Origin of the sequence: Streptomyces sp. NPDC046215 (genome assembly GCF_040646215.1) — a bacterium.
Taxonomy (GTDB): Bacteria; Actinomycetota; Actinomycetes; order Streptomycetales; family Streptomycetaceae; genus Streptomyces; species Streptomyces stramineus.
In genome coordinates this window covers 1-25,314 of the sequence record NZ_JBEYZW010000098.1, presented here as the reverse complement: position 1 = coordinate 25,314, position 25,314 = coordinate 1, and the positions used below count along the sequence as shown (strand labels likewise).

Here is a 25,314-nt window from a genome sequence, read left to right as displayed (position 1 = left end):
CAGGCACAAGGTCATCCGACACCCGCACAACTCTGCCGCCACCGAGCCCGCCTGCCAAGACCATCCACCGGGCGCATTCTGAAATGACCAGTAAGGATCGCCCCGAGCCGCCTGCGCATCAGCGTGGGTGTTGCACCGGACATGCGAACCACCTCCTCTGGCCAGCGACTCTACAGACCACAACTCTGCCTCCGGCCAGCGCGGTTCACTCACTAGAGCTAAAAGGTGAAGAGCAACTTGCCCCTAACAATGTATGGGTGGATTGTTTGACGGGCTGGTGAACGGTCGGCCTTGGGAGAGACGGGAACGATGACGTACCGAAACGGCGCGTTCGTAGTCGACACGCGTGAGGGACAGATCGCGCAAGTGGTCGGAAGCGCAGGGCAGCGAGTCCAGCTGCGGCGACCCGGCGGCGGGCTGGAGTGGGAGGTGCCGTTCGCCGTGCTGCGGCTGGCGACCAGGGAAGAGCGCGAGGTGGCGGGATTGTGGCCCGCCCTGCGGCCGCTCTTCGGCTGCGCCGAGTGCGCGGAGCTGAGCGCCGCGCAGCGGGAGGCCGCCAAGGGCGACGACGCGGACAAGGCGGGCGACGCCCTCGTCGCGCAGCGCAGCCACTGGCGGATGGCGCACACGCTGCCGGGCGGCCCGGTATGAGCGCCGTCGTGGCGGGGGAGTGCCGCCACCTGTCCGGCTGGGCACGGAGACCGGGGGAGGCCCGGTGTCGAACATGCGGAGTCGTCCGGTTCACCGATTACGGCGCCCTCAGGCCGCAGGAGATGCCCCAAGTCGTCACCCCGTCCGCGCGCAGTACTTACTGGGCCGACCGTGCGGCCGCGCACTGGATTTCACAGATCGCCCGCCGGGCGACCTGGTGGGGCCTCGGGGTGCGTGGGGGCGGCGCGTCGGCGGGGCGGTGACCCCCGTACACCGCCCCGCCCCACCCCGCCCCCGCCTGCGACCGGCTACGCCGGTACGGCCGCCCCGACCCCCACCCGGTGGCCCTCTCCGGCAACCGCGCGCAGTAGTACAGCGGCCAGCTCGTCAGGGGCGGAAAGCATCGGCCAGTGGCCGGTGTCGAGCTGGAAGAAGCTCACTTGGGGGGAGACGAGCGGCTGGAAGTGCGGTGCCCCGGAGGCCACCGCGGCCTCGGCCATGGCGATGGTCATGCCGTTGCCGGTGCAGAAGACACCGGTCAGGGGGAGCCCCTCGGCCGCGCCGGTCAGCCGGATCGGCTGAGTGAGCGTGGCCACGGACTGCGGAGCGGCAAGGCGGGCGAGGCGCTCCATGGCGTCGGCGGGGATGCCGTCGACGCTGCCCCAGTTCTGCCACTCGGCGAGCGGCGGCGGGGTGAGGCGCCAGCCGTCCTCGGCGGCGTCGATGCGCTGCTGGAGGCCCTCGCGGAGGTGGTCGGGGAGACCGTCGAGCGCCGAGTGGCCGTCCTGCGGCATGGCCCCGTCGATGAAGACCAGCCGGGCGATCCGCTCGGGGCGCCGGTCGGCGGCGCCCAGGACGGGGTGGATGCTGTAGCAGTGGCCGACGAGGACGACGTCGGGGGCGGCGAGCTGGTCGAGGACCTGCACCAGGTCCTCGATGTGAGCGTCCAGATCCACCCCGGGCCCCGCCAGATGGCGGCGGTCGCCGAAGCCGGTGAGGGTCGTGGTGTGTACCTCGGCCCCGGAGGCGCGCAGGTGGGTGGTTACCTCGTCCCAGACCCAGCTTCCGGCATAGGGGCCCGGTACCAGCACGAACGTCGTCATGGAGTCCTCCTCGCACACGGTGGTCCGGCGGGACCGGCCATCCGGGCCGTTCCCGCGTGCCGGTACGGTAAGAACTCCCCCTGAGGGAGGTTCAAGCCGTGGTCGCGGATGCCCTGTGGAGCATCGGAGAGCTCGCCGAGCACGCGGGTGTCACCGTCAAGACCGTGCGGTTCTACTCCGACCGCGGCCTGCTGCCGGAGGCAGGCCGCAGCGGCGGCGGGCACCGCCGGTACGGGCCCGAGGCGATCGACCGGCTCCGACTGATCCGCTCGCTGCGGACGCTCGACCTGCCGGTGCCGGAGGTGAGCCGGGTCCTCGACGGGGAGGACGCGCTGGAGGACGTCATCGCGGGGCAGCTCCGGGAAGTCGGGTCGCAGCTGGCGGCCCTGCGGTGGCGGGAAGCGGCCCTCCAGCTCCTCCAGGGCTGCACTGCGGAGGAACGCGCCGAGCGGCTGCGTCTCATCGGGGCGGTGACGACGCCGCCCAGCACGGCCGCCCTGGCCCGCTTCTGGCGGCGCTGGCTGCCTCCGCGGCTCCCGTCCGGCCTCGTCTCGGCGATCGTCGAACAGGCGGTGCCGCAGCCCCCGCCGGACCCGACGCCGGCGCAGGTGCTGGCCTTCGCCCGGCTGCACGCTTTCACCACCGGCGCGTGCCTCGGCGGCGCGCACTGTCAGCCCGCGGCGCACCGGCCGGAGCAGGGTTATCGCCCGGCCGTGCTCTACGCCGGCCTCAACGAGGCCGTCGCCCTGGCGTCGGTGGAACTGGTCGCCCGGCGGGCACCGCACCAGGGCGAGGCGCTCGACCGGTTCGTCGCCGCGCATGCCGACGCGTGCGGCGCGCGGGACACCCCGGCGTTCCGCCGCGCCCTCAGCGGCAGGCTGGCCGCCGACCCCTACATCGACCAGTACTGGCAGCTCACCGCCGAACTGATCTCCCCGCCGGACGGGCCGCCGGTGCCGACCATCGGTGCCGCCGACACCTGGCTGCGCACCGCCCTGGACGCCGGGACCGACTGAGTGCCTCGAACTCCGCACCGGGGGGAGGCCGATAGCCGTGCGAGCCGGAAGCGGCCGGTACGGACGCGGTGGGGCGGGGGGAGGTGGGGCAAGATTGGTTCATGGGGACCTTCGCTGCGCACGATGGTCTGATCGCCGGTCGTTACCGTCTGAGGGCGCGGATCGGGCGCGGTGGCATGGGTACCGTCTGGCGTGCCACCGATGAACTGCTGGCCCGTGAAGTCGCCGTCAAAGAGGTCAACTTGGAAGGCGGCCCCGCTGCCGGGCCCGCCACCTCCGCACAGATCGAACGCACGTTACGCGAGGCCAGAGCGGCCGCCCTCATCAACCACCCCAATGTGGTGGCTCTCCATGACATCGTCGAACAGGACGGGCGGCCCTGGATCGTCATGGAGCTGATCGACGGGCGGGCCCTGTCGGACATTCTGGTGGCCGACGGGCCGGTCGGGCCGGGAGAGGCGGCCAGAATCGGTCTCGCGCTCCTGGGGGCGCTGCGCGCCGCGCACGCCCGCGGCGTGCTGCACCGCGACATCAAACCGCCGAACGTCCTGCTGGAAGCGGGCACCGGCCGCGTGGTCCTGACGGACTTCGGCATCGCCCAGGTGTCGGGGGCGACGACGATCACGGAGGCGGGGGCGTTCGTGGGCTCACCGGAGTTCACCGCGCCCGAGCGGATGTCGGGCGGCCGGACGGGCCCGGCGTCCGACCTGTGGTCCCTGGGCGCCCTGCTGTGCGCGGCGCTCAGTGGCGAATCGCTGTTCCACCGCGACTCCCTGGGCGGCATCCTCGCCGCCGTCGTCCAGGACGAGATCCGGCCACCCGTGGCGGCGGGCCCGCTGCTGCCGGTCGTGCGGGGCCTGCTGGAGCGCGACCCCGGGCGGCGGATGGGCATCGACGAAGCGGAACGGCTGCTGCGGGCCTATCTGGCCTCCGGGCGCACCCCCGCCCGCCAGGGCTCGGCAGAACGTGCGTCGGACCTGTACGAGCCCTACGGTCACCGCGGCAGGGCCCGGGCAGCTCTGATGGCGGCCGTCGCGGTGGTGGCGTTGGCCGGCATGGGCGCCGGACTCGCCGTACTGGTGTCGAACGGGCAGGAGGAACCCGGCGCGCCGGCGCGGCCGACCAACGGGCCCGGCGTCTGGTCGTCGTCCCTCCCCGCGCCCCCCGTCAGCGCAAAGGTCGACGCGCCCGCCGGCTACCAGGGCGTCCAGGATCCGGCCGGTTTCGCCCTCGCCGTCCCCCAGGGCTTCGTCCGGTCCTTCGAACCCCCGCGGGTCTTCTACTACGCGCCGGGCCGGGAATTCCGCCTCGGCGTCCTCATCCAGGACCCCCAGGAGGACGGCCCGGCCGCCGCCCTGCGCGGCTCCGCCGCCCAGGCCCCCGAGCGGTACCCGGGGTACCGGAACGCCACCATCGAACAGACGACGCGCAACGGACGCCCGGCAGCCTCCTGGGAGTTCACCTGGGACGGCATCGGCAAAGGCGGGCCGCAGCGCCTCTACGACAGCTGCTGGGACGAAGGGGGCAAGCGGTACGAACTATGGGTTTCGGGGCCGGTGAACAGGGCGGACGAGGTCCTGCGCCACGTCCGGACCGCCCTCGACACCTTCGTACGGATCCGGCCGGTTTCGAGCCCTTGACCAGCGCGGGCGGCCGGGCGTCCCGAGGTGCGCCGGGGGCGCCCACCTTGGTAATGATGGGAACATGACGAACGACGGGGGACGTGCGAACGAGCCCACCAGCTATGAGATCCAGCCACCGGGCGCCACGCATTCCGCCCCTGTGCCCGCTCCTGTGCCCGCCTCCGTGGCGCCCGCGCCCCACGTGGCACAAGGTGCGAACGGGATGAACGGCACCTACGCGCCGACGCAGTACGCCGCCACCCAGGACCCTGGCACGGGCCGGCTCGTCGGCGGTCGCTACCGCCTGGTGTCCCGCCTCGGGCACGGCGGCATGGGCACCGTCTGGAAGGCCCGCGACGAGGTCGTCGACCGCGACGTGGCCATCAAGGAACCCCGCGTCCCCGACCACGTGCCCGAACACCAACGGCAGACCGTCTACCAGCGCATGCAGCGCGAGGCGCGCGCCGCCGCCCGGATCGACCACCCGTCCGTCGTTACCGTCCACGACGTCGTCGTCGAGGACGGGCGCCCGTGGATCGTCATGGAGCTGGTGCGCGGCCATTCCCTCGGCGACCGCCTCGCCGAAGGCACCCTGGACCCCCGCGAGGCCGCCCGCATCGGGCTGGCCGTCCTCGGCGCGCTGTCCGCCGCCCACGCGGCGGGCGTCCTGCACCGCGACGTGAAGCCGGACAACGTGCTCCTCGGCGGTGACGAGCGCGTCGTCCTCACCGACTTCGGCATAGCCCGCATCGAGGGCGAGCAGGGGCTGACGGAGACCGGCGCGTTCGTCGGCTCGCCCGAGTACGTCGCCCCCGAGCGCGTGCTGGGCCGGCGGCCGGGCCCGGAGTCGGACCTGTGGGCGCTGGGCGTCGTGCTGTACGCGGCCGTGGAGGGCCTGTCGCCGTTCCGCCGCTCCCACACCCCCGCCACCCTCCAGGCGATCCTCACCGCCGAACCCCAGGCCCTCACGCGCGGCTCGGGCGCCCTGGGCGCGCTCGTCATGCAGCTGCTCCGCAAGGACCCGGCGGCCCGCCCGCCGGCGGCCGAGGTCCGCCGGGTCCTGGAGGCCGTGGCCCACCCGGCGCCGCCGCCGGCCGCGTTCGGCGCCGGCTACGGGCCCGCGCCCGCTGCGCCCACCGGCAGCCGCTGGGTGCCGCCCGTCCTCCACGGCAACCGCAAGGCCCAGTGGGGGCTCGGCGGCGGGGTGGTCGCCGTGGCCGCCGCCGCGGTCCTCCTCATCGCCAACCCGTTCGCCGTCGGCCCGGCGGTCCCGCTGCACTGGAAGGTGCGCGAGGAACCCGAGATCGTCCGGGCGTCGCTGGCGGTGCCCGAGGACTACGTCAAGACCCTGGACGCCGACAAGGGATGGGTCGGCTTCAGCGACCCGAGCGGCGTGTTCAGCATCTACCTGACACGGGCGTCGGAAGAGCCCAAGCCCGGCTCGTCGGAGAAGAAGCCCGGCATCGGAACGGCCGACGCCGAGGCCGACAAGCTGATCGCCTCCTACAAGGGCCCCCTGGGCGTGCCGGGGATCAACGACCCCGTATCGAAGAAGCGCAAGGGCACGGCCTTCGAGGGCAAGGACTCGGCGGAGGTCGACACCGTCTACCGCAAGTCCGGGAGCGACACCGACGACCCCAGGAGGGTCATCCGCTCCAAGGTCATCGTCAACAGCGCCGAGAACGTCTCCTGGCACCTGGAAGTGCGGATGCCCGAGAAGGGCGAGGCCCGCAAGGACGGCGACGAACTCTTCACCACCGTCCTCAAGTACCTGAAGCTCCAGGACCACTGAGGCCCCACGGGTACCCGGCGGAATTCGGTTACTGACGGGTACCCAAAGCGGACGGCCCCGCATACGCTCGCCGCATGACGGACTCGCGACACAGCGCATCAGCGGCAGCAGTGATCGACGGAAACCCCGTGACCCCGGCCGGCGCCCGCACCGCGGACGACGTGGTCACCCCCGCCCTCGTCACCCGCCTCACCCGGGGCGTCAGCGGGGCGGACGTCACCGCCAACCACACGCCCTTCACCGGCCGGAAGCTGGCGGAACTCCCCGAAGCCACCCCGCAGGACGTGGCCACCGCCTTCGCCCGCGCGCGCGTGGCGCAACGCCCCTGGGCCGCCGTTCCCCTGGCCGAACGCGCGGCAGTCCTCCTGCGCTTCCACGACCTCGTCCTCGACCGGCAGTCCGAGATACTCGACCTGATCCAGCTGGAGACCGGCAAGGCCCGCCTGCACGCCCACGAGGAGCTGCAGGCCGTCGCCGTCGCGGCGCGGCACTACGGGCGCAAGGGCCCGGCATACCTGCGGCCCAGAGCGCACACCGGCGTCATACCCGTCCTCACCAAGGTCACCGAGGCCCGTCAGCCGCGCGGAGTCGTCGGCCAGATATCCCCCTGGAACTACCCCTTCGAGCTGTCCGTCGGCGACGCCCTGCCCGCCTTCGTCGCGGGCAACGCCGTCGTGACGAAGCCCGACACCGAGACCGCCCTCACCGCCCTGCTGGCACGCGAACTCCTCATCGAGGCGGGGCTTCCGGAGGAGGTCTGGCAGATCGTCATCGGGGAGGGCCCGGTCGTCGGCCCCGCCGTCGTCGACCACGCCGACTACGTCTCCTTCACCGGCTCCACCCGCACCGGCCGCGAGGTCGCCCGCTCCGCCGCCACCCGGCTCATCGGCTGCTCCCTCGAACTCGGCGGCAAGAACGCCATGCTGGTCCTGCGCGACGCCGACATCGAGAAGGCCGCCGCGGGCGCCGTCCGCGGCTGCTTCTCCTCCGCGGGCCAGCTGTGCATCGCCATCGAGCGGCTGTACGTCCACGAGGCGATAGCCGACGAGTTCCTGCTGCGCTTCGCCACCCGCACCAAGGCCCTCCGGCTCGGCACGGGCCTCGCCTACGGCGCCGACATGGGCTCCCTCGCCTCCGCGCAGCAGCTGGACATCATGACCCGGCACGTCGACGAAGCCGTCGCCAAGGGCGCCACCGTCCTCGCGGGCGGCCGGCCGCGGCCCGACATCGGGCCGCTGTTCTACGAGCCGACCATCCTCGACGGCGTCGAGCCGCCCATGGCCGTGTGCACCGAGGAGACCTTCGGACCGCTCGTCTCCGTCTACCGCTTCCGCGACGAGGACGAGGCCGTCGCTCTCGCCAACGCCACCCCCTACGGCCTCAACGCGGCCGTCTGGACCAAGGACGGGCGCCGGGGCCGCGAGATCGCCGCACGGCTGCGTGCGGGCACCGTCAACGTCAACGAGGCGTTCGCGGCGGCCTACGGCAGCGCCGGGGCGCCCATGGGCGGCATGGGCGACTCCGGGCTCGGCCGCCGCCACGGCTCCGAGGGCATCCTCAAGTACACCGAGGCCCAGACCGTCGCCCACCAGCGGATCATGCCGCTCGCCCCGGCGTTCGGCCTCACCGACGAGAAGTACGCAGCGCTGATGACCCGCGGCCTGCGCGTGATGAAGGCACTGCACCTGCGCTGACCCTGGAGGACCTGGTGGCAGAACCGGCACCCGCGGCCGACTACGACGTGCTCGTCGTCGGCTCCGGCTTCGGCGGGGCGGTCACCGCCCTGCGCCTGACCGAGAAGGGGTACCGCGTCGGCGTGCTGGAGGCAGGCCGACGCTTCACCCGCGACACCCTCCCCAGGAACTCCTGGGACCTGCGCAACTACCTGTGGGCGCCCGCCCTCGGGCTCTACGGCATCCAGCGCATCCACCTGCTCGGCAAGGTCATGGTCCTCGCGGGCGCCGGTGTCGGCGGCGGGTCGCTGAACTACGCCAACACCCTCTACGTACCGCCGAAGCCGTTCTTCGACGACCCCCAGTGGGCGCACATCACCGACTGGCAGGAAGAGCTGAAGCCCTACTACGACCAGGCGCGGCGCATGCTGGGCGTACGGCTCAACCCCACCATGACGCCCTCCGACGTCCACCTCAAAGCCGCCGCCGAGAAAATGGGCGTCGGCGACACCTTCCACATGGCACCGGTCGGCGTGTTCTTCGGTGACGGGAAGGACGCCGACGGCACCGCCACCGCCCGCCCGGGCGACGAGGTCGCCGACCCCTACTTCGGCGGCGCGGGGCCCGCCCGCAGGGCGTGCACCGAGTGCGGCGAATGCATGACCGGCTGCCGGCACGGCGCGAAGAACACCCTCAACGAGAACTACCTCCATCTCGCCGAACGGGCCGGTGCCGTCGTCCACCCCATGACCACCGTCGTCGCCGTCACCGAACACCGCGACGGCGGCTACCGCGTCGTGACCGTCCCCACCGACCAGCGCCGCAAGGCCGCGCCCCGCGTGCTGCGCGCGGAGCGGGTCGTCATCGCGGCCGGCACCTACGGCACACAGACCCTGCTGCACACCATGAAGGACAAGGGCCTGCTGCCCCGCATCCCGGACCACCTCGGCAGGCTCACCCGGACCAACTCCGAGGCATTGGTCGGCGCCCAGACGAAGGACCGCCGCTACCGCGAAGTCCACGGCACGGACCCCGACTTCACCCGCGGCGTCGCCATCACCTCCTCCGTCCACCCCGACGCGGACACCCACATCGAACCCGTCCGCTACGGCAAGGGCTCCAACGCGATGGGCGCCCTGTCCGTCCTCCAGATCCCCCTCGGGTCACGCGCCTACCGCACCGCCGCGTACGCCGCGCGCTGCGCACGGCACCCGCTGCTCCTGCTGTGGTCGCTGTCCAACTACCGCTGGTCCGAGCGGACGATCATCGGGCTCGTCATGCAGTCGCTGGACAACTCCCTGACCACGTACCGGCGGCAGCAGCGCCCCGGCAAGGGGCTGCTGACCGCACGGCAGGGACACGGCACGCCCAACCCCGAACAGATCCCGGCGGCCACCCGGGCGGCGACACTGATCGCCGAGGAGATCAACGGCTTCGCCGGCAGCAACGTCGGCGAACTGATGGGCACCCCGCTCACCGCCCACTTCATCGGCGGCTGCCCCATCGGCTCCGACGCCTCCCAGGGCGTCATCGACCCCTACCACCGGCTGTACGGGCACCCGGGGATCTCGGTCGTCGACGGAGCCGCCGTCTCGGCGAACCTCGGCGTCAACCCCTCGCTGACCATCACGGCCCAGGCGGAGCGCGCCATGGCGTTCTGGCCCAACAAGGGCGAAGCCGACCCGCGCCCGGCCCAGGGCAGCGCGTACGCGCGCGTGGCCGCGGTCGAACCCCGCCACCCGGTGGTGCCCAAGGACGCCTTCGCGGCCCTGCGGCTGCCGTTCCTGCCGGTGCCGCGGGTACCGGCCCGCCCGGCCCCTCCGGCCCGCCCGGCCGAAGGGTAAGACCCGCGCTCCAGAAGAGCGGTCCTTACCCGACGGGGCCCGCGCCGGTCCGGTCCGCACAGGCCCGGCACGGCGAAGGGCCCCGGGCCGGCTCCGCGGGGGCTGCGGGCGGCCTCGGGGCCCTTGACTGCCGGCACCGAGGGCAGGGCAGGGTCGGTGCCGCGGAGCGGCGCCGGGGGGAGCGCCGCGGGCTGAGAGGGGTCGTGCGAGGGCACTGGTGTGGACCAATGGCGGTACCGGACGGGGAATCGGGCTGCCCTCTGCATCGTGCGGGATGCGCCGGGCCCGGCGCAACCGTTTCGACCGGATACGGTCGGTTCCAGGCGTCCCCGGAACCGACCGTCCTTAGGGTGGCGGCCGGGCTGCTGTCCCCTGCTGACCGGTCGCCGTACCGCCGGAGTGAGGTCCCACGACGTACGGGCTCGTACGTCTCGCACTCCGACGGATCCGCCCCGTCCGCGGGCGCCCGGCGAACAAGGGGCGGAAGCCGCGCGTGGAACTCCGGTGCGCCGCCCCTGGCTGGTGCGGCACCGGGTCCAACGAAGCCGGTCGCGAGCCGGTCACGCGCCGTACGGGTGACGCGGGGACCCCGCCGGTGACCGAACTCAGATGCGACCCCGGCACAGCTCCAGCAGGGTCATCGCGAGGGCCGTGCCCGGCTTGCCGAGCTGATCGCTGAAGTGGCCGAGGACCTCCATCTCGCGAGAGAGGTTCACCCGGCGCCCGCCGGAGGCGATCCGCTCGCGCTGGATCACCGCCGAGACCGCCATCCGCTCCTGCACGAGGCCGATGATCCGGCCGTCGAGGTCGTCGATCCGCCCGCGCGCGTCGGTGATCACATCGGCCGCCCGCTCCGTACGGGCGCCGGTCTCCGCGACAGTCTGGGTGCTCATGTCCGTATCTCCTGGGGGTGTCGTGCCCCGCGGTCGACGGACCCGGAAAACGCAGGACGCCCCGGGCCGCAATCGGCCCGGGGCGCCTGGGAAGTCGCTTGGTTACCTGCTCAAGCAGCACGACCATGGCAGCCGGACGGGCCGGTGCCATAGGTAAAGACGTAGCTGAGCTGCTCAAACATGGGGCTCAGTATGAGCCCGTTAGAATGGAAAGTCCAACCCCCGTTTCACCCGCCGGAAGGCCGCCGAAGTGCCATCAGCGTCCCCAGCTGCCGCCCACGACAACACCGCGGACCCCGTCCTCGTTGTCGACTTCGGTGCGCAGTACGCCCAGCTCATCGCCCGTCGCGTCCGCGAGGCGCGGGTCTACAGCGAGATCGTCCCCTCCACCATGCCGGTGGCGGAGATGCTCGCGAAGAACCCCAAGGCGATCATCCTCTCCGGCGGTCCCTCGTCGGTCTACGCGGAAGGGGCCCCGAGCCTCGACCGCTCCCTCTTCGAAGCCGGTGTCCCCGTCTTCGGCATGTGCTACGGCTTCCAGCTGATGGCCACCACCCTCGGCGGCACCGTCGACGACAACGGTGCCCGTGAGTACGGCCGCACCCCGCTGTCCGTCACCAAGGCGAGCTCCACCCTCTTCGAGGGCACCCCGGCCGAGCAGTCGGTGTGGATGTCGCACGGCGACGCCTGCTCCGCCGCGCCCGAGGGCTTCGCCGTCACCGCGTCCACGGACGTCGTCCCGGTCGCCGCCTTCGAGAACGACGAGAAGAAGCTCTACGGCGTCCAGTACCACCCCGAGGTGCTGCACTCCACCCACGGCCAGCAGGTCCTGGAGCACTTCCTCTACCGCGGCGCGGGCATCGAGCCCACCTGGACCACCGGCAACGTCATCGAGGAGCAGGTCGCCTCGATCCGTGCGCAGGTCGGCACCAAGCGCGCCATCTGCGGCCTCTCCGGCGGCGTGGACTCCGCCGTCGCCGCCGCCCTCGTCCAGAAGGCCATCGGCGACCAGCTCACCTGCGTCTACGTCGACCACGGCCTGATGCGCAAGGGCGAGACCGAGCAGGTCGAGAAGGACTTCGTCGCCGCGACCGGCGTGCAGCTGAAGGTCGTGGACGCCCAGGAGCGCTTCCTGAACGCGCTCGCCGGCGTCTCCGACCCGGAGACCAAGCGCAAGATCATCGGCCGGGAGTTCATCCGCGTCTTCGAGCAGGCCCAGGCCGAGATCGTGGCCGAGGCCGGCGCCGAGGGCGAGGACGTCGCGTTCCTCGTCCAGGGCACGCTCTACCCCGACGTCGTCGAGTCCGGCGGCGGCACCGGCACGGCGAACATCAAGTCCCACCACAACGTGGGCGGCCTCCCCGAGGACCTGGAGTTCGAGCTCGTCGAGCCGCTCCGCCAGCTCTTCAAGGACGAGGTCCGCATGGTCGGCGCCGAGCTGGGCCTGCCGGACGAGATCGTCCAGCGCCAGCCCTTCCCCGGCCCGGGCCTCGGCATCCGCATCGTCGGCGAGGTCACCAAGGAGCGCCTGGACCTGCTGCGCGAGGCCGACGCCATCGCCCGCGAGGAGCTCTCGGCCGCCGGCCTGGACCGCGAGATCTGGCAGTGCCCGGTCGTCCTGCTCGCGGACGTCCGCAGCGTCGGCGTCCAGGGCGACGGCCGCACCTACGGCCACCCGATCGTGCTGCGCCCGGTGTCCTCCGAGGACGCCATGACGGCGGACTGGACGCGGATGCCGTACGACGTGCTCGCGAAGATCTCGACCCGCATCACCAACGAGGTCAAGGACGTCAACCGCGTGGTCCTCGACGTCACCAGCAAGCCGCCGGGGACGATCGAGTGGGAGTGACCTGCCGCTAGGTCCTCCGCGGAAGTCGAACGCCCGTGCCGCCACTCGCTTGTTTGAGTGGCGGCACGGGCGTTTGCGGTGGGTACGCTGGCGACACAGGCGAGACTCCGTCGTATGGGAGCAATCATGAGCGCCGCACCCGAGTTCGAGCTGGATGAGCAGTACAACTATCCGGTCCCCCCGCGAGGAGGCTGGACGGCTGAAGACCTCGACCGGCTTCCGAACTTGCCGAGGCGCACTGAGCTGATCGACGGGAGCCTCGTTTTCATGAGTCCGCAGACCAAGTTTCATATGCGAACCATGCGCTTGCTGGAAAACTCTCTCCTGACGCAGGCACCCGAGGATCTTGATGTATTTCGAGAGTTCACCATCAGGCTGGACAAGGGGAACCGGCCGGAGCCGGACGTACTGGTGGTGCCGGCTGGGGCGGACACGGGGCCGAACGAGACCTGGCTCAAGCCGGAGGACGTCATCCTGGCGATCGAGGTCGTCTCCGAGGACTCCCTCACGCGAGACCGCGAGGTCAAGCCGCGCAAGTATGCGGCGGCCGGTGTGCAGTACTTCTGGCGCGTAGAGCAGAGCGATGGCCTCCCCGTCGTCTACACGTACGAGCTCGACCCGGCGACACGGTCCTACGCGCCGACCGGTGTGCATAAGGACACGCTGGAGGTGGACCATCCCTTCCCCATCTTCATCGACCTCACCGCGATCAACCGGCGCCGGCCCCCCGCACCGGGCAACTGACTCCGAACCCCTGTTCCCCCGCGGTACCCGGCGGTAGCTTCCGTGGCGTAACCACGGAACAGCCCGAGGAGACCGCCATGCCCCAGCCGACCCCGCCGGAGCCCATACCCACCGAACAACTTCACTTCGCCATGCCGCCCCGGCACGAGAGCACCGACGACGAGCGGCAGTACCGCAAGGAGCGGCTGGCCGCCGCGCTGCGGCTGTTCGGGCGGTTCGGGTTCGAGGAAGGGGTCGCGGGCCACATCACCGCCCGGGACCCCGAGTTCACGGACCACTTCTGGGTCAACCCGTTCGGGATGTCTTTCAAGCACATCACCGTCTCCGACCTGATCCTCGTCAATCACCAGGGGCAGGTCGTCCAGGGGCGCCACCACGTCAACCAGGCGGCGTTCGCGATCCACTCGCAGGTCCACCGGGCCCGGCCCGAGGTCGTCGCCGCCGCGCACAGCCACTCCACCTACGGGCGGGCCCTGTCCGCGCTAGGCGAGCTGCTGGAGCCCATCACCCAGGACGTGTGCGCCTTCTACCAGGACCACGCCCTCTTCGACGACTACACGGGCGTCGTCGTGGACGAGGAGGAGGGGCGCCGCATAGCCACCGCGCTCGGGCCGCACAAGGCCGTGATCCTGCGCAACCACGGACTGCTGACCGTCGGGGACTCGGTGGACGCGGCCGCGTGGTGGTTCATCACCATGGAGCGCTCCTGCCAGGTGCAGCTCGCGGCCAAGGCCGCCGGCAAACCGGTGCCCATCGCCGCCGCCGGCGCCGAGCACACCCGCGAGCAGCTCGGCAACGACCTCGTGGCGTGGATCAACTACCAGCCGCTGTACCAGCAGATCACGCGGAGCGAGCCGGACCTGCTGACGTAGGGCCCGGCCGGGCCGCACCCCCGCCGCTCGGCGGGGGCGGATCGTCCTTCCGGGCCTCCTGAGGCCGCCGACCCGCCGCCTAGGATGGACGGGTGCCGAGGCATCGCCGCCTCGGCATTTGTCGTGTCCGGAAGAGCCGCGCGGCGCAGACCGCGCGAAGGAAACACCGGTAGGAGAACCATGCGCCGCCTCTCCCGTTGCCTCGGGCTGTCCGCCGCCCTGGCCCTGACCGGCCTGGCCGTCGCCGGATGCGGCGGAGGCGCCGAGGCCGGGGAGCGGCCCGCCGCGAAGGCCCCCGCGACATCCGCGCCGCCATCCGCGCCGGCCGCCCCCGTCACCGAGAAGCCGGCCCCGCCCGCCCGGATGCTGACCGGTGCCGCCAAGGTCGTCCGGCCCGAGATAGCCCCGGCGGGCGGCGAGAAGGTGGGCGTCGGCCAGCCCATCGCCCTGGTCTTCAAGCAGCAGAAGGTCGGCAAGGAGCTGCGGGCCGGGATCGAGGGCCGGCTGAAGGTCTCCACCTCACCGAAGGTTCCCGGGGCCTGGCACTGGAACGAGACCAAGGGCGACACCCGCGTCCACTTCCGGCCCGAGAAGTACTGGCCCGCCGGCACCAAGGTGACCCTCGACGCGCGCCTGGCCGGCGTGCAGCTCGCCGACGGCACGGCCGCGGCCGGCGACCGGACGGTCTCCTTCACCATCGGCGACTCCATGATCAATACGGTGGACCTCAAGACGCGCAAGATGACCGTCGCGCGCAACGGCAAGACCCTGCGCACCATCGAGATCAGCGGCGGCGACGAGTCGAAGGGGTTCGGCACCCGCGAGGGCATCAAGACCATCCTCGCCAAGGAGGGCCGGGTCGTCATGGACTCGCTCTCCATCGGCATCCCGCGCAACCACCCCGACGGCTTCTACGGCTCGTACGACTTCAGCATGCGCGAGACCATCAGCGGCGAGTACGTGCACGCGGCGCCCGACAACGCCGAGTCCTTCGGCAAGGAGAACGTCAGCCACGGCTGCATCGGCATGTCCACCGCGGACGCCAAGTGGCTGTACGGGCTGAGCAGCAAGGGCGACGTCGTGCAGGTCACCGGCGGCACCAAGCCGAAGCCGATGGACCGCTTCGGCAACGGCTACGGCGACTGGAACCTCAGCTGGCAGGAGTGGCTGGAGGGGAGCGCGCTGGGCGTCCGCACCGGCTGAGACTCCCACTCCGCCGGGTGACGGGGTTATCCACAGACGCGTGGTCGTCCACAGGGCTGAGCGCGGGCTGCTTCCCGTCCGTATGGTCGGGTGACGACAGCGGCGGAGAGGCGGCGGACGGTATGACACTCCTGGGTCGTGGGGAAACGGCGGGCCGTGAGGGGCGGCGGGCCGCGCTCGCCCGGTACGCGCTGCTTCCCCTGCGCGTCTTCCTCGGCATCACCTTCCTCTACGCGGGGCTCGACAAGCTCACGGACTCCGCGTTCCTGGCGAGCACCGGGCCGGGCTCCCTGGGCGAGCTGATGCGCTCGGTGCGCGACTCCAGCGCCGTCCCCGGCCTGGTCGACCTGGCGCTGGAGAGCCCGGTCGGCTTCGGGTACGCGATAGGCATCGGCGAGGTCGCGGTGGGCATAGGCACCCTCCTCGGCGTGCTCGCGCGGGTCGCGGCGGCCGGGGGCGCGCTGATCTCCCTGAGCCTGTGGCTCACGGTCAGCTGGTCGGCCACGCCGTACTACTACGGCAACGACCTCGCCTACTTGATGGCCTGGCTGCCGCTCGTCCTCGCGGGCGCGCCGGTGCTGTCGGTGGACGCGCGGTGGTCCCGCAGGCGCCGGGGACGCGGGCGCGGGCCGCGAGGGCGGGGGCGGAGTGGGCGGGGCGGCAGGCGGTTCGGCTGACGGCTGGTGGCAGCCGGCATGGGTTCATGCGCGGTCGATGGCCGCGCGGCCGAGCCACTGCGGGTGCGTGCGGGCCGGGGGAGCTCGGATCGGACGACGGCCGTCCGGGGTGCGGCGAGTGCGGGCCGGGGGAGCTCGGGTCAGTCGGCCACCGTCCGCGGTGCGGCGCGTGCGGGCCGGAGGCTCCGGTGGGCCGAGGCCGGGCCGCGGAGGTGGCCCAGGCGGGCCGCGTGTGGGCCCCGGGCCTCGGTGGGCCGGGGGTGTCGGATGGCCGCAAGCTGCTGCGGGCCGGGTCGGGCCGGGCCGGGGCGTGCTGCGGAGGTGGGTCAGGCGGGCCGTGTGCAGGTCCCGGGCTCCAGTGGGCCGGGTCGGGGGCCGGGGTGCCGGTGGGCCGCAGGCCCTGCGGGCCGGGGTCGGTTCCGGAGATCGGGGCGGGCCCCAGGCGGGCCGAGTGCGGGCCCCCGGGCTAACGGCCTCCGGTAGGCCGGGCCGGGGTGTCGGCGGGCCGCAGGCCCGTGTGCGTGCCGGGTCGAGGCCCGGTCGGGGCCGGCTCCGCCGGAACCCGGTGGGCGCCGCCGGCCTCAGGGCCGGGGACCGTCGGCCGGCGTCCGGTCGCCGCCGCGCGCCCGATGGCGGCGCACCACGAGCGCGAGGGAGGAGACCAGCCCGGCCACGCAGAAGCCGGCCCCCAGCACCGGCAGCAGTACGAACGCCGGGAAGTGCCACGAGCCGTGCGCCGCCGCCAGGTAGGCACCCCCGCACGCCAGCAGCACCAGCCCGACGACGAGCTTGCCCGGTTCGAACTCATGCCGCCTCACGGGACACCTCCACCTGACCGATGCCGGCCCTCAGCCGGATCTCCAGCGTGCCGCGCGACGGCTGCCCGGCGCGGGGTTCGAGCGTGGTGACCTGCTTCTGTCCCGGGCCGACGTCCACATCGTCGTGGGCCTCGCCGGGCAGCCGGATGTCACCGATGCCGACATCGGCCGTCAGCTTCACCGTGATGTCCGCGGGCACCAGCAACCTGAGCTGCCCCGCCCCGACCTCCGCCCGGGTGCGGACCGGGCCGTCCTCCGGCCAGCGCAGCCGGCGCAGATCCAGCACGCCCACCCCGCTGCCCACGGTGTACTCGGGCCGGACCTCGGCCGCGGCGGCCGGGTACCACGTCGTCCGCCTCCACTCGGTCGACACCGTCTTCGGCAACGCCGCGGCCCCCGCGAGCAGCAGGCCCGTCAGCACCGCCGCGACGACCGTCCCCCCGCCCGTACGCCCGTACAGGGAGCTGACCGCGATCCCGAGGCCGAACACACTCAGCGCACCCGCCAGACCGATCATCAGGCAGGTGCCCAGCGGCTGGTGATGCCAGGCCAGCCCGGTGCCCAGCGCGAAGACCACGGCCGCCACCAGGAACGTCCAGCCGCCCAGCGGCCGTCCCCCTCGGGCCGGGCGCGAGCGCGCGGGGGCGCCGGCCGCCCCGGCGGCCGGTCCGTCGTCCGGGCCCCACAGGTAGCCCGTCGCCGCACCCATGGGGCCCGTCGTGCCGTCCTTGACGATCGGGTCGCGCCACCAGGACGGGCCGCCCGGGGCCGGCGGCGCCGTGGTCTCCGGGGGAGCCTCCACCGTCTTCTGGCCGCTCTTGTGACCGCTCCGGTGGCCCCCCTTGCCGGCCTTGCTCCCCTTCCCCTCCTGGCCCTCGCCGGGCGTGTCCTCCTCGTCCGCGACCTGGTGGCGGTGGCGCGACCAGTACGTGGCACCGGCCACGGCGAACGTCAGCAGCAGCGCGAAGGACATCACCGAGCTGTTGTTCAGCATCGACAGGAACAGCCCGCAGCCCACCAGCGCGCACAACACCGCCGTCAGCGCCGGACCTTCCACCCGCCCGGACAGCATCCGGCGGCCCTCGTTCTCCTCCTCGCCCTCCAACGGGATCAGGAGCCACGCGAAGCCGTAGACGATCAGCCCCAGGCCGCCGGTCACCGACAGCACGCCGAGCACCACGCGGAAGATCACCGGGTCCAGATCGAAGCACCGGCCCAGGCCCCCGCACACCCCGGCCACCCTCTTGTGCTCCCGGCTGCGCCGCAGCACCGGCCGGCCGGCCGGTGAATTACCGTGAACCGCGCCCGCCGGTTGCGCGTCCTCGGTGGTGGGTGTGTCGGTCATACAGGACATGGTGTCAACCGGAACGGGCTCACGGCACACCTGACAACCCTGGCCGTTCCCTGAGATCGCCCCTGAGACGGTGCCGATATCGTGGCGCATCGATCACTTACGAGGGGAAACCGGAGGGGTGCACGGTGACTGAGTCAGTGTCCGGGTCCGCGGAGAGAGAGCCGCAGCCGGACCAGGGTCGGCTGGTCGCCGGGCGGTACCGGCTCCTCGCCCAGGTGGGCCGCGGTGGCATGGGCACCGTGTGGCGCGCCGAGGACGAGCTGCTCGGGCGGCAGGTCGCCCTCAAGCAGCTGCGCGTCTCCCCTTATCTGGACGAGGAAGAGCTCGCCACGCTCTACGAGCGGACCCGGCGCGAGGCCCGCAGCGCCGCCCGCATCAACCACCCCAACGTCGTCGTCGTGCACGACGTGGTCGAGGACCGCGGACTGCCCTGCATCGTCATGGAGTACGTGCCCTCGACGACGCTCGGCGACGTCCTCAAGGACGGCACCGTCACCCCCGAGGAGGCCGCCCGCATCGGCCGCGGCATGATCGCCGCACTCCGCGCGGCCCACGCGGCCGGGGTGCTGCACCGCGACGTCAAGCCCGGCAACGTCCTCCTCGGCGACGACGGGCGGGTCGTCCTCACCGACTTCGGCATCGCCCGGTCCTCCGGCACCTCGACGCTGACCAAGACCGGCGAAATGGTCGGCTCGATCGACTACATCGCGCCCGAGCGGGTCAAGGGCGCCAAGCCCGGCCCCGCCTCCGACCTGTGGGCGCTCGGCGCCACCCTCTACGAGGCGCTGGAGGGGAACCCGCCCTTCCGCAAGGACACCCCGGTCGAGACGGCCTACGCGATAGCCATGGACCCGCTGGAGCCGCCGCGCGCCGCGGGTCCCCTCACCAAGCTGGTCGAGACGCTGCTCGCCAAGGACGCCGAGCTGCGGCCACCGGCCGAGCTCGTCGAGCAGATCCTGCGCGAGCCGGCGGCCGAGGCGGCGACGGCCCCCCACGCCGTGCCCCGGCCCCGCCCCGCGCCCACCCCCGCCGCCCGCCCCGCGCCGGCTCCGGAACCGCAACCGGGCGCGGTGGGCGCGGCGGGCGCGAGGCCGCCGGGCCGCGGGCGCCGGCGGCAGGTGGCCCTGTGGTCCGCGGTGGCCGTGGTCGCCGTCGCCGGGCTCGCGGGCGGCGCCTTCTTCTTCCTGGGCGACGGCGGACCCGACGAGGAGGCGACCGCCGGGAAGGACACCGGCCGGCGCCCCGCCGGAGCCGAGGAGAAGCCCGTCTCCACCGCGCCCTCCGTGCCGCAGGCCGTGCCGCTCGGCTACCACCTGGTGGACGAGAAGAAGCTCGGGGTCTCCTTCCCCGTGCCCGACGGCTGGACCCGCAAGGAGAAGTCGGCCGTCCAGGTCGACTACATCGACGGCTCCGGACTCGTCGGCCTGAAGATCAACGTCCTGGACTTCGCGAGCCGCGACCACCTCCAGCACTGGAAGGACGTCGAGCGACAGACCAAGGCGGAGAACCAGGGCTACAAGCAGGAACGGATGCAGCGGACCACCTTCCGGGGACAGCCCGCGGCGATCTGGGAATTCACGTTCAAGGGCCGCGCCCGCGACTACCGGGCCATCGACCTGGGGTTCGGGAACGAGGGCGGCAAGGAATACGCCATCTACCTCTCGGCGCCCAAGGCCGACTGGGACCACCACCGGCCCGTCTTCGACGTGGTCAGGGACGGCTTCCGGCCCAAGCCGCGGTGACGGGCGCCCGCCGCGCGACCCTGCCGCCGCGGGTCTTCCCACCGTCACCCTGAGTCATGCCCGCAGCGTCCCCCGTACTTCCCCGGGTTCGGTCAGGGACGACCCTGATACCCCCGATGGTTGCGGTGTGTGACGATCGGAGCATGACCAGCGCATCGCCGACGCAGCCCCGCGCCGGGGGCTCCTTCGCGCCACCCGACCCCGAGAGCCCCCCGCTGCGCAAGCTCTACCGCAGTGCCGACGGGCGGATGCTGGGCGGCGTCGCACGCGGGCTCGCGGGCCACCTGGGCGTCCCGGTCTCCTGGGTGCGCCTGGCGTTCCTGGCCCTGCTGCTGACCCAGGGCCTCGGCGCCGTGCTGTACGCGGTGTTCTGGTTCGTCGTGCCGCTCGGCGTCGGCGGCGTCGACGCCCCACGCCCCGCCGCCGCGGAGACCTCCCCCGACGGCCGGCGGCGCCTCTTCGCCCGCAAGCCCGACCGGGGCCAGGTCTTCGCCCTCCTCGCGCTCGTCATCGGCGCCGCGGTCTTCGTCGACAACCTCCACCTCGGCCGGGCCAACGCCTACATCTGGCCGCTGCTGCTCGTCGGCGCCGGGGTCGCCCTGGTGTGGCGGCAGGCCGACAACGCCCGCCGCGCCCACTGGATGGAAGTCAGCCGCCGCAAGCGCGTCCTGCCCCTCGCGCGCGGCGCGGCGGGCGTCGCCCTCGCCGGCGTCGGCGTCACCGGCATCGTCGTCCTCCAGGGTTCGGCGGAGCACCTGGGCACGGTCCTCCAGGCGTCGCTGGCGGTCCTCGTCGGCATAGCGCTCCTGGCGGGCCCCTCCCTCGTGCGGATGACGCAGGACCTCTCCGCCGAGCGCACCATGCGCATCCGGGCCCAGGAGCGGGCCGAGGTCGCCGCCCACGTCCACGACTCCGTCCTGCACACCCTCACCCTCATCCAGCGCAACGCCGATGACCCCCGCGAGGTCGCCCGCCTCGCCCGCGCCCAGGAGCGGGAGCTGCGCGCCTGGCTCTACCGCCCCGAGGGCCGTGGCAAGGACGAGGCCGAGGAGCCCACCACCCTCGCCGAGGCCGTCAAGGCCACCGCCGCCGAGGTCGAGGACCACCACGGGGTGCCCATCGAGGTCGTCGTCGTCGGCGACTGCCCGCTGGACGAACGGCTGGCCGCACAGATGCAGGCCGCGCGTGAAGCCATGGTCAACGCCGCCAAGTACGGTGGCGAGGGCGGCGCCGTCCAGGTCTTCGCCGAGGTCGAGGGGCGCATGGTCTTCCTCTCCGTACGCGACCGCGGCCCGGGCTTCGATCTGGACGCGGTGCCGGACGACCGCATGGGCGTCCGCGAATCCATCATCGGCAGGATGCAGCGCAACGGCGGCACGGCGAGACTGCGCTCCGTGCCCGGTGGGGGAACCGAAGTGGAGCTGGAAATGGAGAGGGCGGAGAACGCGTCATGACGACCGAAGAGACCATGGAGCGCCACGCACGGGTCGTGCTGGTGGACGACCACCGGATGTTCCGGACCGGAGTGCAGGCGGAGATCGGGGCCACCGACCGCACGGGCGTCGAGGTCGTCGGCGAGGCCGCCGACGTCGACCAGGCCGTCACCGTCATCACCGCGACCCGCCCCGAGGTCGTCCTCCTCGACGTCCACCTGCCCGGCGGCGGCGGGGTGGAGGTGCTGCGCCGCTGCGCCCCCCTCATGGGCGACCCGGAGCACCCGGTCCGCTTCCTCGCGCTGTCCGTCTCGGACGCCGCCGAGGACGTCATCGGTGTCATCCGCGGCGGCGCCCGCGGCTACGTCACCAAGACCATCACCGGTGCCGACCTGATCGACGCCGTCTTCCGCGTCAAGGACGGCGACGCGGTCTTCTCCCCGCGGCTGGCCGGCTTCGTCCTCGACGCCTTCGCCTCCACCGACGCCCCGCCCGTCGACGAGGACCTCGACCGCCTCACCCAGCGCGAGCGCGAGGTGCTGCGCCTGATCGCCCGGGGCTACGCCTACAAGGAGATCGCCAAGCAGCTGTTCATCTCGGTCAAGACGGTGGAGTCCCACGTCTCGGCCGTGCTCCGCAAGCTCCAGCTCTCCAACCGCCACGAGCTGACCCGGTGGGCGACGGCCCGCCGGCTGGTCTGACCCCGGAGCGGAACCTGTCCGGCCCCCTGGCCCTCTCCAGGGGGTAAGAGGCTCTCACTCACGCAGGGCCGGGTCCGTACGCCGGACCGAAAGACCCGAAACGAGAGCCCGATGAGCCTGACGGGAACCCCGTTCTTCCTCACCACGATCGCGCTGGTCGTGGTGGCCCTCGTGCTGCCCCTGGCGCTGTGGAGCAGGATCGGCGGCCCCAGGCTCGTCCGGCTGGCGGCCCGCTTCCTCATGCTGCTGTTCGCCCAGGTGACGGCCGTCACGATGGTCTTCGTGATCGTCAACAACTCCAACGCCCTCTTCGACAACTGGGACGACCTGCTCGGCACCGGCGACCACGTGAGGACGGCCGCCGACCTCGGGCCGGACGGCACCGGTGGCAAGAACGCCGACGAGCAGCCGAAGGTGCTCCAGAAGTTCACGCCCGCCTCCGACAAGCGCATGGGCCCCGGGGTGCAGCAGACCCAGCTCAAGGGCCGCATATCGGGCGTGGAGGGCGAGGTCTACATCTGGCTGCCCCCGCAGTACGACGACCCGGCGTACCGGGACAAGAAGTTCCCGGTGGTCGAGGTGCTGCCCGGCTTCCCCGGCTCGGCGAAGGCGTGGTTCGGCACCCTCGACGTGGGCCGGCAGCTCAAGCCGATGATGGAGAAGGGCGAGGTCGCCCCGTTCATCGTCGTCGCGCCCCGCACCACCCTCCTCGGCGACGTGGACACCGGCTGCGCCAACATCCCCGGCAAGGTCAACGCCGACACCTGGCTGAGCGTCGACGTCCGCAAGATGGTCACCGACAACTTCCGCGCGCAGGACAAGGCCGACGGCTGGGCCGTCGCGGGGTACTCGGCGGGCGCGCACTGCGCTGCCAAGCTGGCCGTCGCCCACCCCGACCGCTACCGGGCCGGCGTCAGCCTCTCCGGCTACAACGACCCCGCCGGCGAGCCCTCGTCCCTGACCGCCAAGTCCCCCGAGCTGCGCGACGCGAACAACCCCCTGAAGATGCTCCAGCGGGCACAGACCCCGCCCCGGACGGCACTGTTCGTCTCCGGCGCGGAAGGCGACGGCTACCAGGGCGGAGTGGCGCTCAAGCAGGCGGCCAAGGCCCCCACGACCGTGCACGTCACCATGGTCCCGGCGGGGGCGGGCGGCCATGGCACGGCGGTGTGGAAGCGGCAGGTACCGGAGGTCTTCCGCTGGCTGACCCAGCAGGTCACCCACTAGGGGCTTCGGCTGCGGGTTTGCCGTTGCCGCCTGCGGCGGCGGGCGCCCTGAGGGCGCGTCCTCAAGCTCCCCCGGCTACCGCCCCCAGTTACCGCTGGGGCACCTCCCAGCGGTAACTGGGGGAGATTGAGGACACCGCCGCGCAGCGGTGGTGCACCCGCGGATGCGGCGGGCCGCTCAGGCGGGCCGGGACGCCCCGGCGAAAGGCATCTGGTCGATGGGGGCGATCCGCACCGGCGCCCCGGGGTGCGGGGCGTGGATCATGCGCCCGCCGCCCACGTAGAGGCCGACATGGCTGACACCGGAGTAGAAGAACACCAGATCCCCCGGGGCGAGCCGGCTCCGGGGGATCCGCTGTCCCGCGTTGATCTGGGTGTACGTCGTCCGCGGCAGCGAGACCCCGGCCGCCTTCCAGGCCGCCTGCGTCAGCCCGGAGCAGTCGAATCCGGCCGGACCCGTCGCCCCCCAGATGTAGGGCTTGCCGAGCGCGGAGTACGCGAAGGCCACCGCCCGGGCAGCCCGCGCCGTGGGGGCCTGCGCGCCGCCGGGCGTTGCCGGGCCCGGGGTCCGCACGGCGGCGGTCGTGACGGCCGGGGCCGACCGGGCGCCCGTACCGGCGGAACTCGCGCTCTCCCCGCGGGCCACCGCGGCGCGGCTCTCGTCCGGCAGCTGGTCCAGCAGCTCCTGCGCCTTGGCCAGCTTCGCCTCGACGGTGCGCTTCTGCCGGGCGAGGGCGTCCTGCTCGCGCTTGAGCTCGGCGAGGCGGGAGTCCGCCGTGGTGCGGACCTGCCGCACGTCCCGCAGCTCGTGCCGGACCCGGGTGACGGCCAGCGCCCGGCGGGTGCCGGCCCGGTCGGTCAGCGCCGCCCGCTCCAGGTACTGCTCCGGCGAGGAGGACAGCAGCAGTTGCATGCCGGCCGGGACGCCGCCGTCCCGGTACTGAGCGGCGGCGTAGGACCCCAGGGCGCTGCGGGCGGCGTTGAGCCGCTCCGTCTTGCGGGCCGCCTGGTCCCGCAGCCCGTCGAGCGCGGCCTCGGCGCGGTCCGCCTTCTCCTTCGCGCCGTTGTACCGCTCGGCGGCCACCTCGGCCTCGCGGTAGTGCTGGTCGACCTGCGCCCTCAGCTGGGAGGGGGTGGGGTGCGGTGCGGCGAGCGCCGTGCCGTCGAGGGCGGCGGCGGAGGCGGCCCCCGCCAGGGCCAGGGTGACCGCGGTCCGCGCGGTGCCGGCGGCGAGGGGGTGCTGCTTGGGCTTCCGGTGCGTTGCCACGTCGGCCGTCACTTCCTTCCGCACCTGCTGGTCGGGCAGGGTCGTGCAGGGGTGTGCCACTGCTTCGGGTGCGCCACGGGTGCCGTTGCGAGCCCCCGCGGCGGGTCGCCGGCGGCGGCCCGCCATGAGGGGGGAGAGCCCGGACCGCCGCCGTCTGCAGAGGGACGCTAAACCGCGCGGTCCCCCGGTAACGCGCATGACCGGTACTGGCCGAAATCGGCTGGGGAGCGTCACCTGGTGATCGTGCGGCTCCGGCCTGTACGGATGGATATGTCCCGCCTGTGACCGAAGAGACGATAGAGCCCTACCTCGGTGCCGACGGGTGCTATGGCCCCCGCTAGGGTCGCCCCCATGGACGTACTGATTCACGCCGTCGTCGGCCTCCACATCATCGGCATCGCCGCCCTCCTCGGCGGGTTCATGACCCAGATGAAGGCCATGGGCAAGGGCGAGGCGCGCATGGTCCCGGCGATGCTCCACGGCGCGCTGACCATGCTGGTCACCGGTGTGGCGCTGGTGGGTCTGAACCAGGCCGACGGCAACAGCGTGAACACCGTCAAGATCGGCGTGAAGCTGGCCCTGCTGATCGTGATCCTCGGGCTGGTCTACGTGAAGCGGGACGACGAGAAGGTGGAGGCGGCCGCCTTCGGCACCGTCGGCGCCCTGACGGTGGCGAACGTCTTCGTCGCCGTCCTGTGGACCTGAGCGCTCCGCTGGAAGCCGGGCGCCTGACCTGCGGGCACATCGTGGTCGGCGCGGACCGCCTCGACCTGCGGCGAGTGGGAGGCCCAGTCCACCCGCAGCTTCCGTGCGGGCACACCTTCCCGCGTGAGC

22 protein-coding genes are annotated in these 25,314 nt (G+C 72.8%); 17 read left to right on the top strand and 5 right to left on the bottom strand.

Annotation, left to right across the window (positions count from 1 at the left end):
• The first annotated feature begins 309 nt into the window (after positions 1-309).
• A complete protein-coding gene (locus tag ABZ951_RS29225; protein WP_344098124.1) occupies positions 310-651 on the top strand; it encodes a hypothetical protein in 342 nt (113 codons plus the stop codon).
• Positions 648-914 (top strand): DUF6255 family natural product biosynthesis protein, encoded by a 267-nt coding sequence (locus ABZ951_RS29220; protein WP_361281090.1) that lies wholly within the window; start codon positions 648-650, stop codon positions 912-914. Before ABZ951_RS29225 ends, ABZ951_RS29220 begins: the two co-directional genes overlap by 4 nt.
• 45 nt (positions 915-959) lie before the next feature.
• Here the strand turns inward: ABZ951_RS29220 and ABZ951_RS29215 are convergent, their stop codons facing one another.
• Entirely contained in the window at positions 960-1,754 is a 795-nt protein-coding gene (locus tag ABZ951_RS29215; RefSeq protein ID WP_344098123.1) for an alpha/beta fold hydrolase, read from the bottom strand.
• Positions 1,755-1,852: 98 nt separating this feature from the next.
• Here ABZ951_RS29215 and ABZ951_RS29210 point away from each other — a divergent pair, with 98 nt between their 5' ends.
• The 5 genes from ABZ951_RS29210 (at position 1,853) to ABZ951_RS29190 (ending at position 9,701) form a co-directional block, all read left to right on the top strand.
• Positions 1,853-2,770, top strand: coding sequence for a MerR family transcriptional regulator (locus ABZ951_RS29210; protein WP_344098122.1), 918 nt, complete (start codon positions 1,853-1,855; stop codon positions 2,768-2,770).
• Positions 2,771-2,871: 101 nt separating this feature from the next.
• Complete coding sequence (locus ABZ951_RS29205) at positions 2,872-4,410, top strand: serine/threonine-protein kinase (protein WP_344098121.1); 1,539 nt, start codon at positions 2,872-2,874, stop codon at positions 4,408-4,410.
• 64 nt (positions 4,411-4,474) lie between these two features.
• Positions 4,475-6,184: a serine/threonine-protein kinase gene (locus tag ABZ951_RS29200; protein WP_361281086.1), complete on the top strand. Its 1,710-nt coding sequence runs from the start codon at positions 4,475-4,477 to the stop codon at positions 6,182-6,184.
• Between the two features lie 74 nt (positions 6,185-6,258).
• Entirely contained in the window at positions 6,259-7,878 is a 1,620-nt protein-coding gene (locus tag ABZ951_RS29195) for a succinic semialdehyde dehydrogenase (protein WP_344095277.1), read from the top strand.
• Between the two features lie 14 nt (positions 7,879-7,892).
• Positions 7,893-9,701: a GMC family oxidoreductase gene (locus tag ABZ951_RS29190; RefSeq protein WP_344095275.1), complete on the top strand. Its 1,809-nt coding sequence runs from the start codon at positions 7,893-7,895 to the stop codon at positions 9,699-9,701.
• 605 nt (positions 9,702-10,306) lie between these two features.
• Here the strand turns inward: ABZ951_RS29190 and ABZ951_RS29185 are convergent.
• Positions 10,307-10,666 (bottom strand): chorismate mutase, encoded by a 360-nt coding sequence (locus ABZ951_RS29185; protein WP_344095272.1) that lies wholly within the window; start codon positions 10,664-10,666, stop codon positions 10,307-10,309.
• A gap of 178 nt (positions 10,667-10,844) precedes the next feature.
• On the opposite strand from ABZ951_RS29185, the gene guaA reads away from it, so the two are divergent.
• From guaA to ABZ951_RS29160, 5 genes are all read left to right on the top strand, one after another.
• Positions 10,845-12,443, top strand: coding sequence for a glutamine-hydrolyzing GMP synthase (guaA, locus tag ABZ951_RS29180; RefSeq protein WP_344095270.1), 1,599 nt, complete (start codon positions 10,845-10,847; stop codon positions 12,441-12,443).
• Between the two features lie 126 nt (positions 12,444-12,569).
• A complete protein-coding gene (locus ABZ951_RS29175) occupies positions 12,570-13,187 on the top strand; it encodes a Uma2 family endonuclease (RefSeq protein ID WP_344095269.1) in 618 nt (205 codons plus the stop codon).
• Positions 13,184-14,059, top strand: a complete 876-nt coding sequence (locus ABZ951_RS29170; protein ID WP_344095279.1) for a class II aldolase/adducin family protein — start codon at positions 13,184-13,186, stop codon at positions 14,057-14,059. Before ABZ951_RS29175 ends, ABZ951_RS29170 begins: the two co-directional genes overlap by 4 nt.
• Positions 14,060-14,239: 180 nt before the next feature.
• Positions 14,240-15,262 (top strand): L,D-transpeptidase, encoded by a 1,023-nt coding sequence (locus ABZ951_RS29165; RefSeq protein ID WP_344095268.1) that lies wholly within the window; start codon positions 14,240-14,242, stop codon positions 15,260-15,262.
• A gap of 122 nt (positions 15,263-15,384) precedes the next feature.
• Entirely contained in the window at positions 15,385-15,939 is a 555-nt protein-coding gene (locus ABZ951_RS29160; protein WP_344095266.1) for a DoxX family protein, read from the top strand.
• 581 nt (positions 15,940-16,520) lie between these two features.
• On the opposite strand, the gene ABZ951_RS29155 is transcribed toward ABZ951_RS29160, so the two are convergent.
• Together ABZ951_RS29155 and ABZ951_RS29150 are read right to left on the bottom strand one after the other, a co-directional pair.
• Complete coding sequence (locus tag ABZ951_RS29155; RefSeq protein WP_344095264.1) at positions 16,521-16,757, bottom strand: hypothetical protein; 237 nt, start codon at positions 16,755-16,757, stop codon at positions 16,521-16,523.
• Positions 16,744-18,102 (bottom strand): PspC domain-containing protein, encoded by a 1,359-nt coding sequence (locus tag ABZ951_RS29150; protein ID WP_361281078.1) that lies wholly within the window; start codon positions 18,100-18,102, stop codon positions 16,744-16,746. Before ABZ951_RS29150 ends, ABZ951_RS29155 begins: the two co-directional genes overlap by 14 nt.
• Before the next feature lie 134 nt (positions 18,103-18,236).
• On the opposite strand from ABZ951_RS29150, the gene ABZ951_RS29145 reads away from it, so the two are divergent.
• The 4 genes from ABZ951_RS29145 to ABZ951_RS29130 all read left to right on the top strand — a co-directional run bounded on the left by ABZ951_RS29145 (position 18,237) and on the right by ABZ951_RS29130 (position 23,214).
• On the top strand, positions 18,237-19,853 hold the full coding sequence (locus tag ABZ951_RS29145) for a serine/threonine-protein kinase (RefSeq protein ID WP_344095260.1): 1,617 nt from the start codon (positions 18,237-18,239) through the stop codon (positions 19,851-19,853).
• Positions 19,854-19,996: 143 nt separating this feature from the next.
• Positions 19,997-21,307 carry a PspC domain-containing protein gene (locus ABZ951_RS29140; RefSeq protein ID WP_344095258.1) on the top strand — a complete coding sequence of 437 codons (1,311 nt, stop codon included), beginning with the start codon at positions 19,997-19,999 and terminating at the stop codon, positions 21,305-21,307.
• Positions 21,304-21,987: a response regulator transcription factor gene (locus tag ABZ951_RS29135; protein ID WP_344095256.1), complete on the top strand. Its 684-nt coding sequence runs from the start codon at positions 21,304-21,306 to the stop codon at positions 21,985-21,987. Before ABZ951_RS29140 ends, ABZ951_RS29135 begins: the two co-directional genes overlap by 4 nt.
• A 111-nt stretch (positions 21,988-22,098) precedes the next feature.
• Complete coding sequence (locus tag ABZ951_RS29130; RefSeq protein WP_344095254.1) at positions 22,099-23,214, top strand: alpha/beta hydrolase-fold protein; 1,116 nt, start codon at positions 22,099-22,101, stop codon at positions 23,212-23,214.
• Positions 23,215-23,391: 177 nt separating this feature from the next.
• Here ABZ951_RS29130 and ABZ951_RS29125 read toward each other — a convergent pair whose 3' ends face one another.
• Positions 23,392-24,480: an NlpC/P60 family protein gene (locus tag ABZ951_RS29125; RefSeq protein ID WP_344095253.1), complete on the bottom strand. Its 1,089-nt coding sequence runs from the start codon at positions 24,478-24,480 to the stop codon at positions 23,392-23,394.
• Between the two features lie 351 nt (positions 24,481-24,831).
• On the opposite strand from ABZ951_RS29125, the gene ABZ951_RS29120 reads away from it, so the two are divergent.
• Positions 24,832-25,185 carry a hypothetical protein gene (locus ABZ951_RS29120; protein ID WP_344095251.1) on the top strand — a complete coding sequence of 118 codons (354 nt, stop codon included), beginning with the start codon at positions 24,832-24,834 and terminating at the stop codon, positions 25,183-25,185.
• Positions 25,186-25,314: the final 129 nt, after the last annotated feature.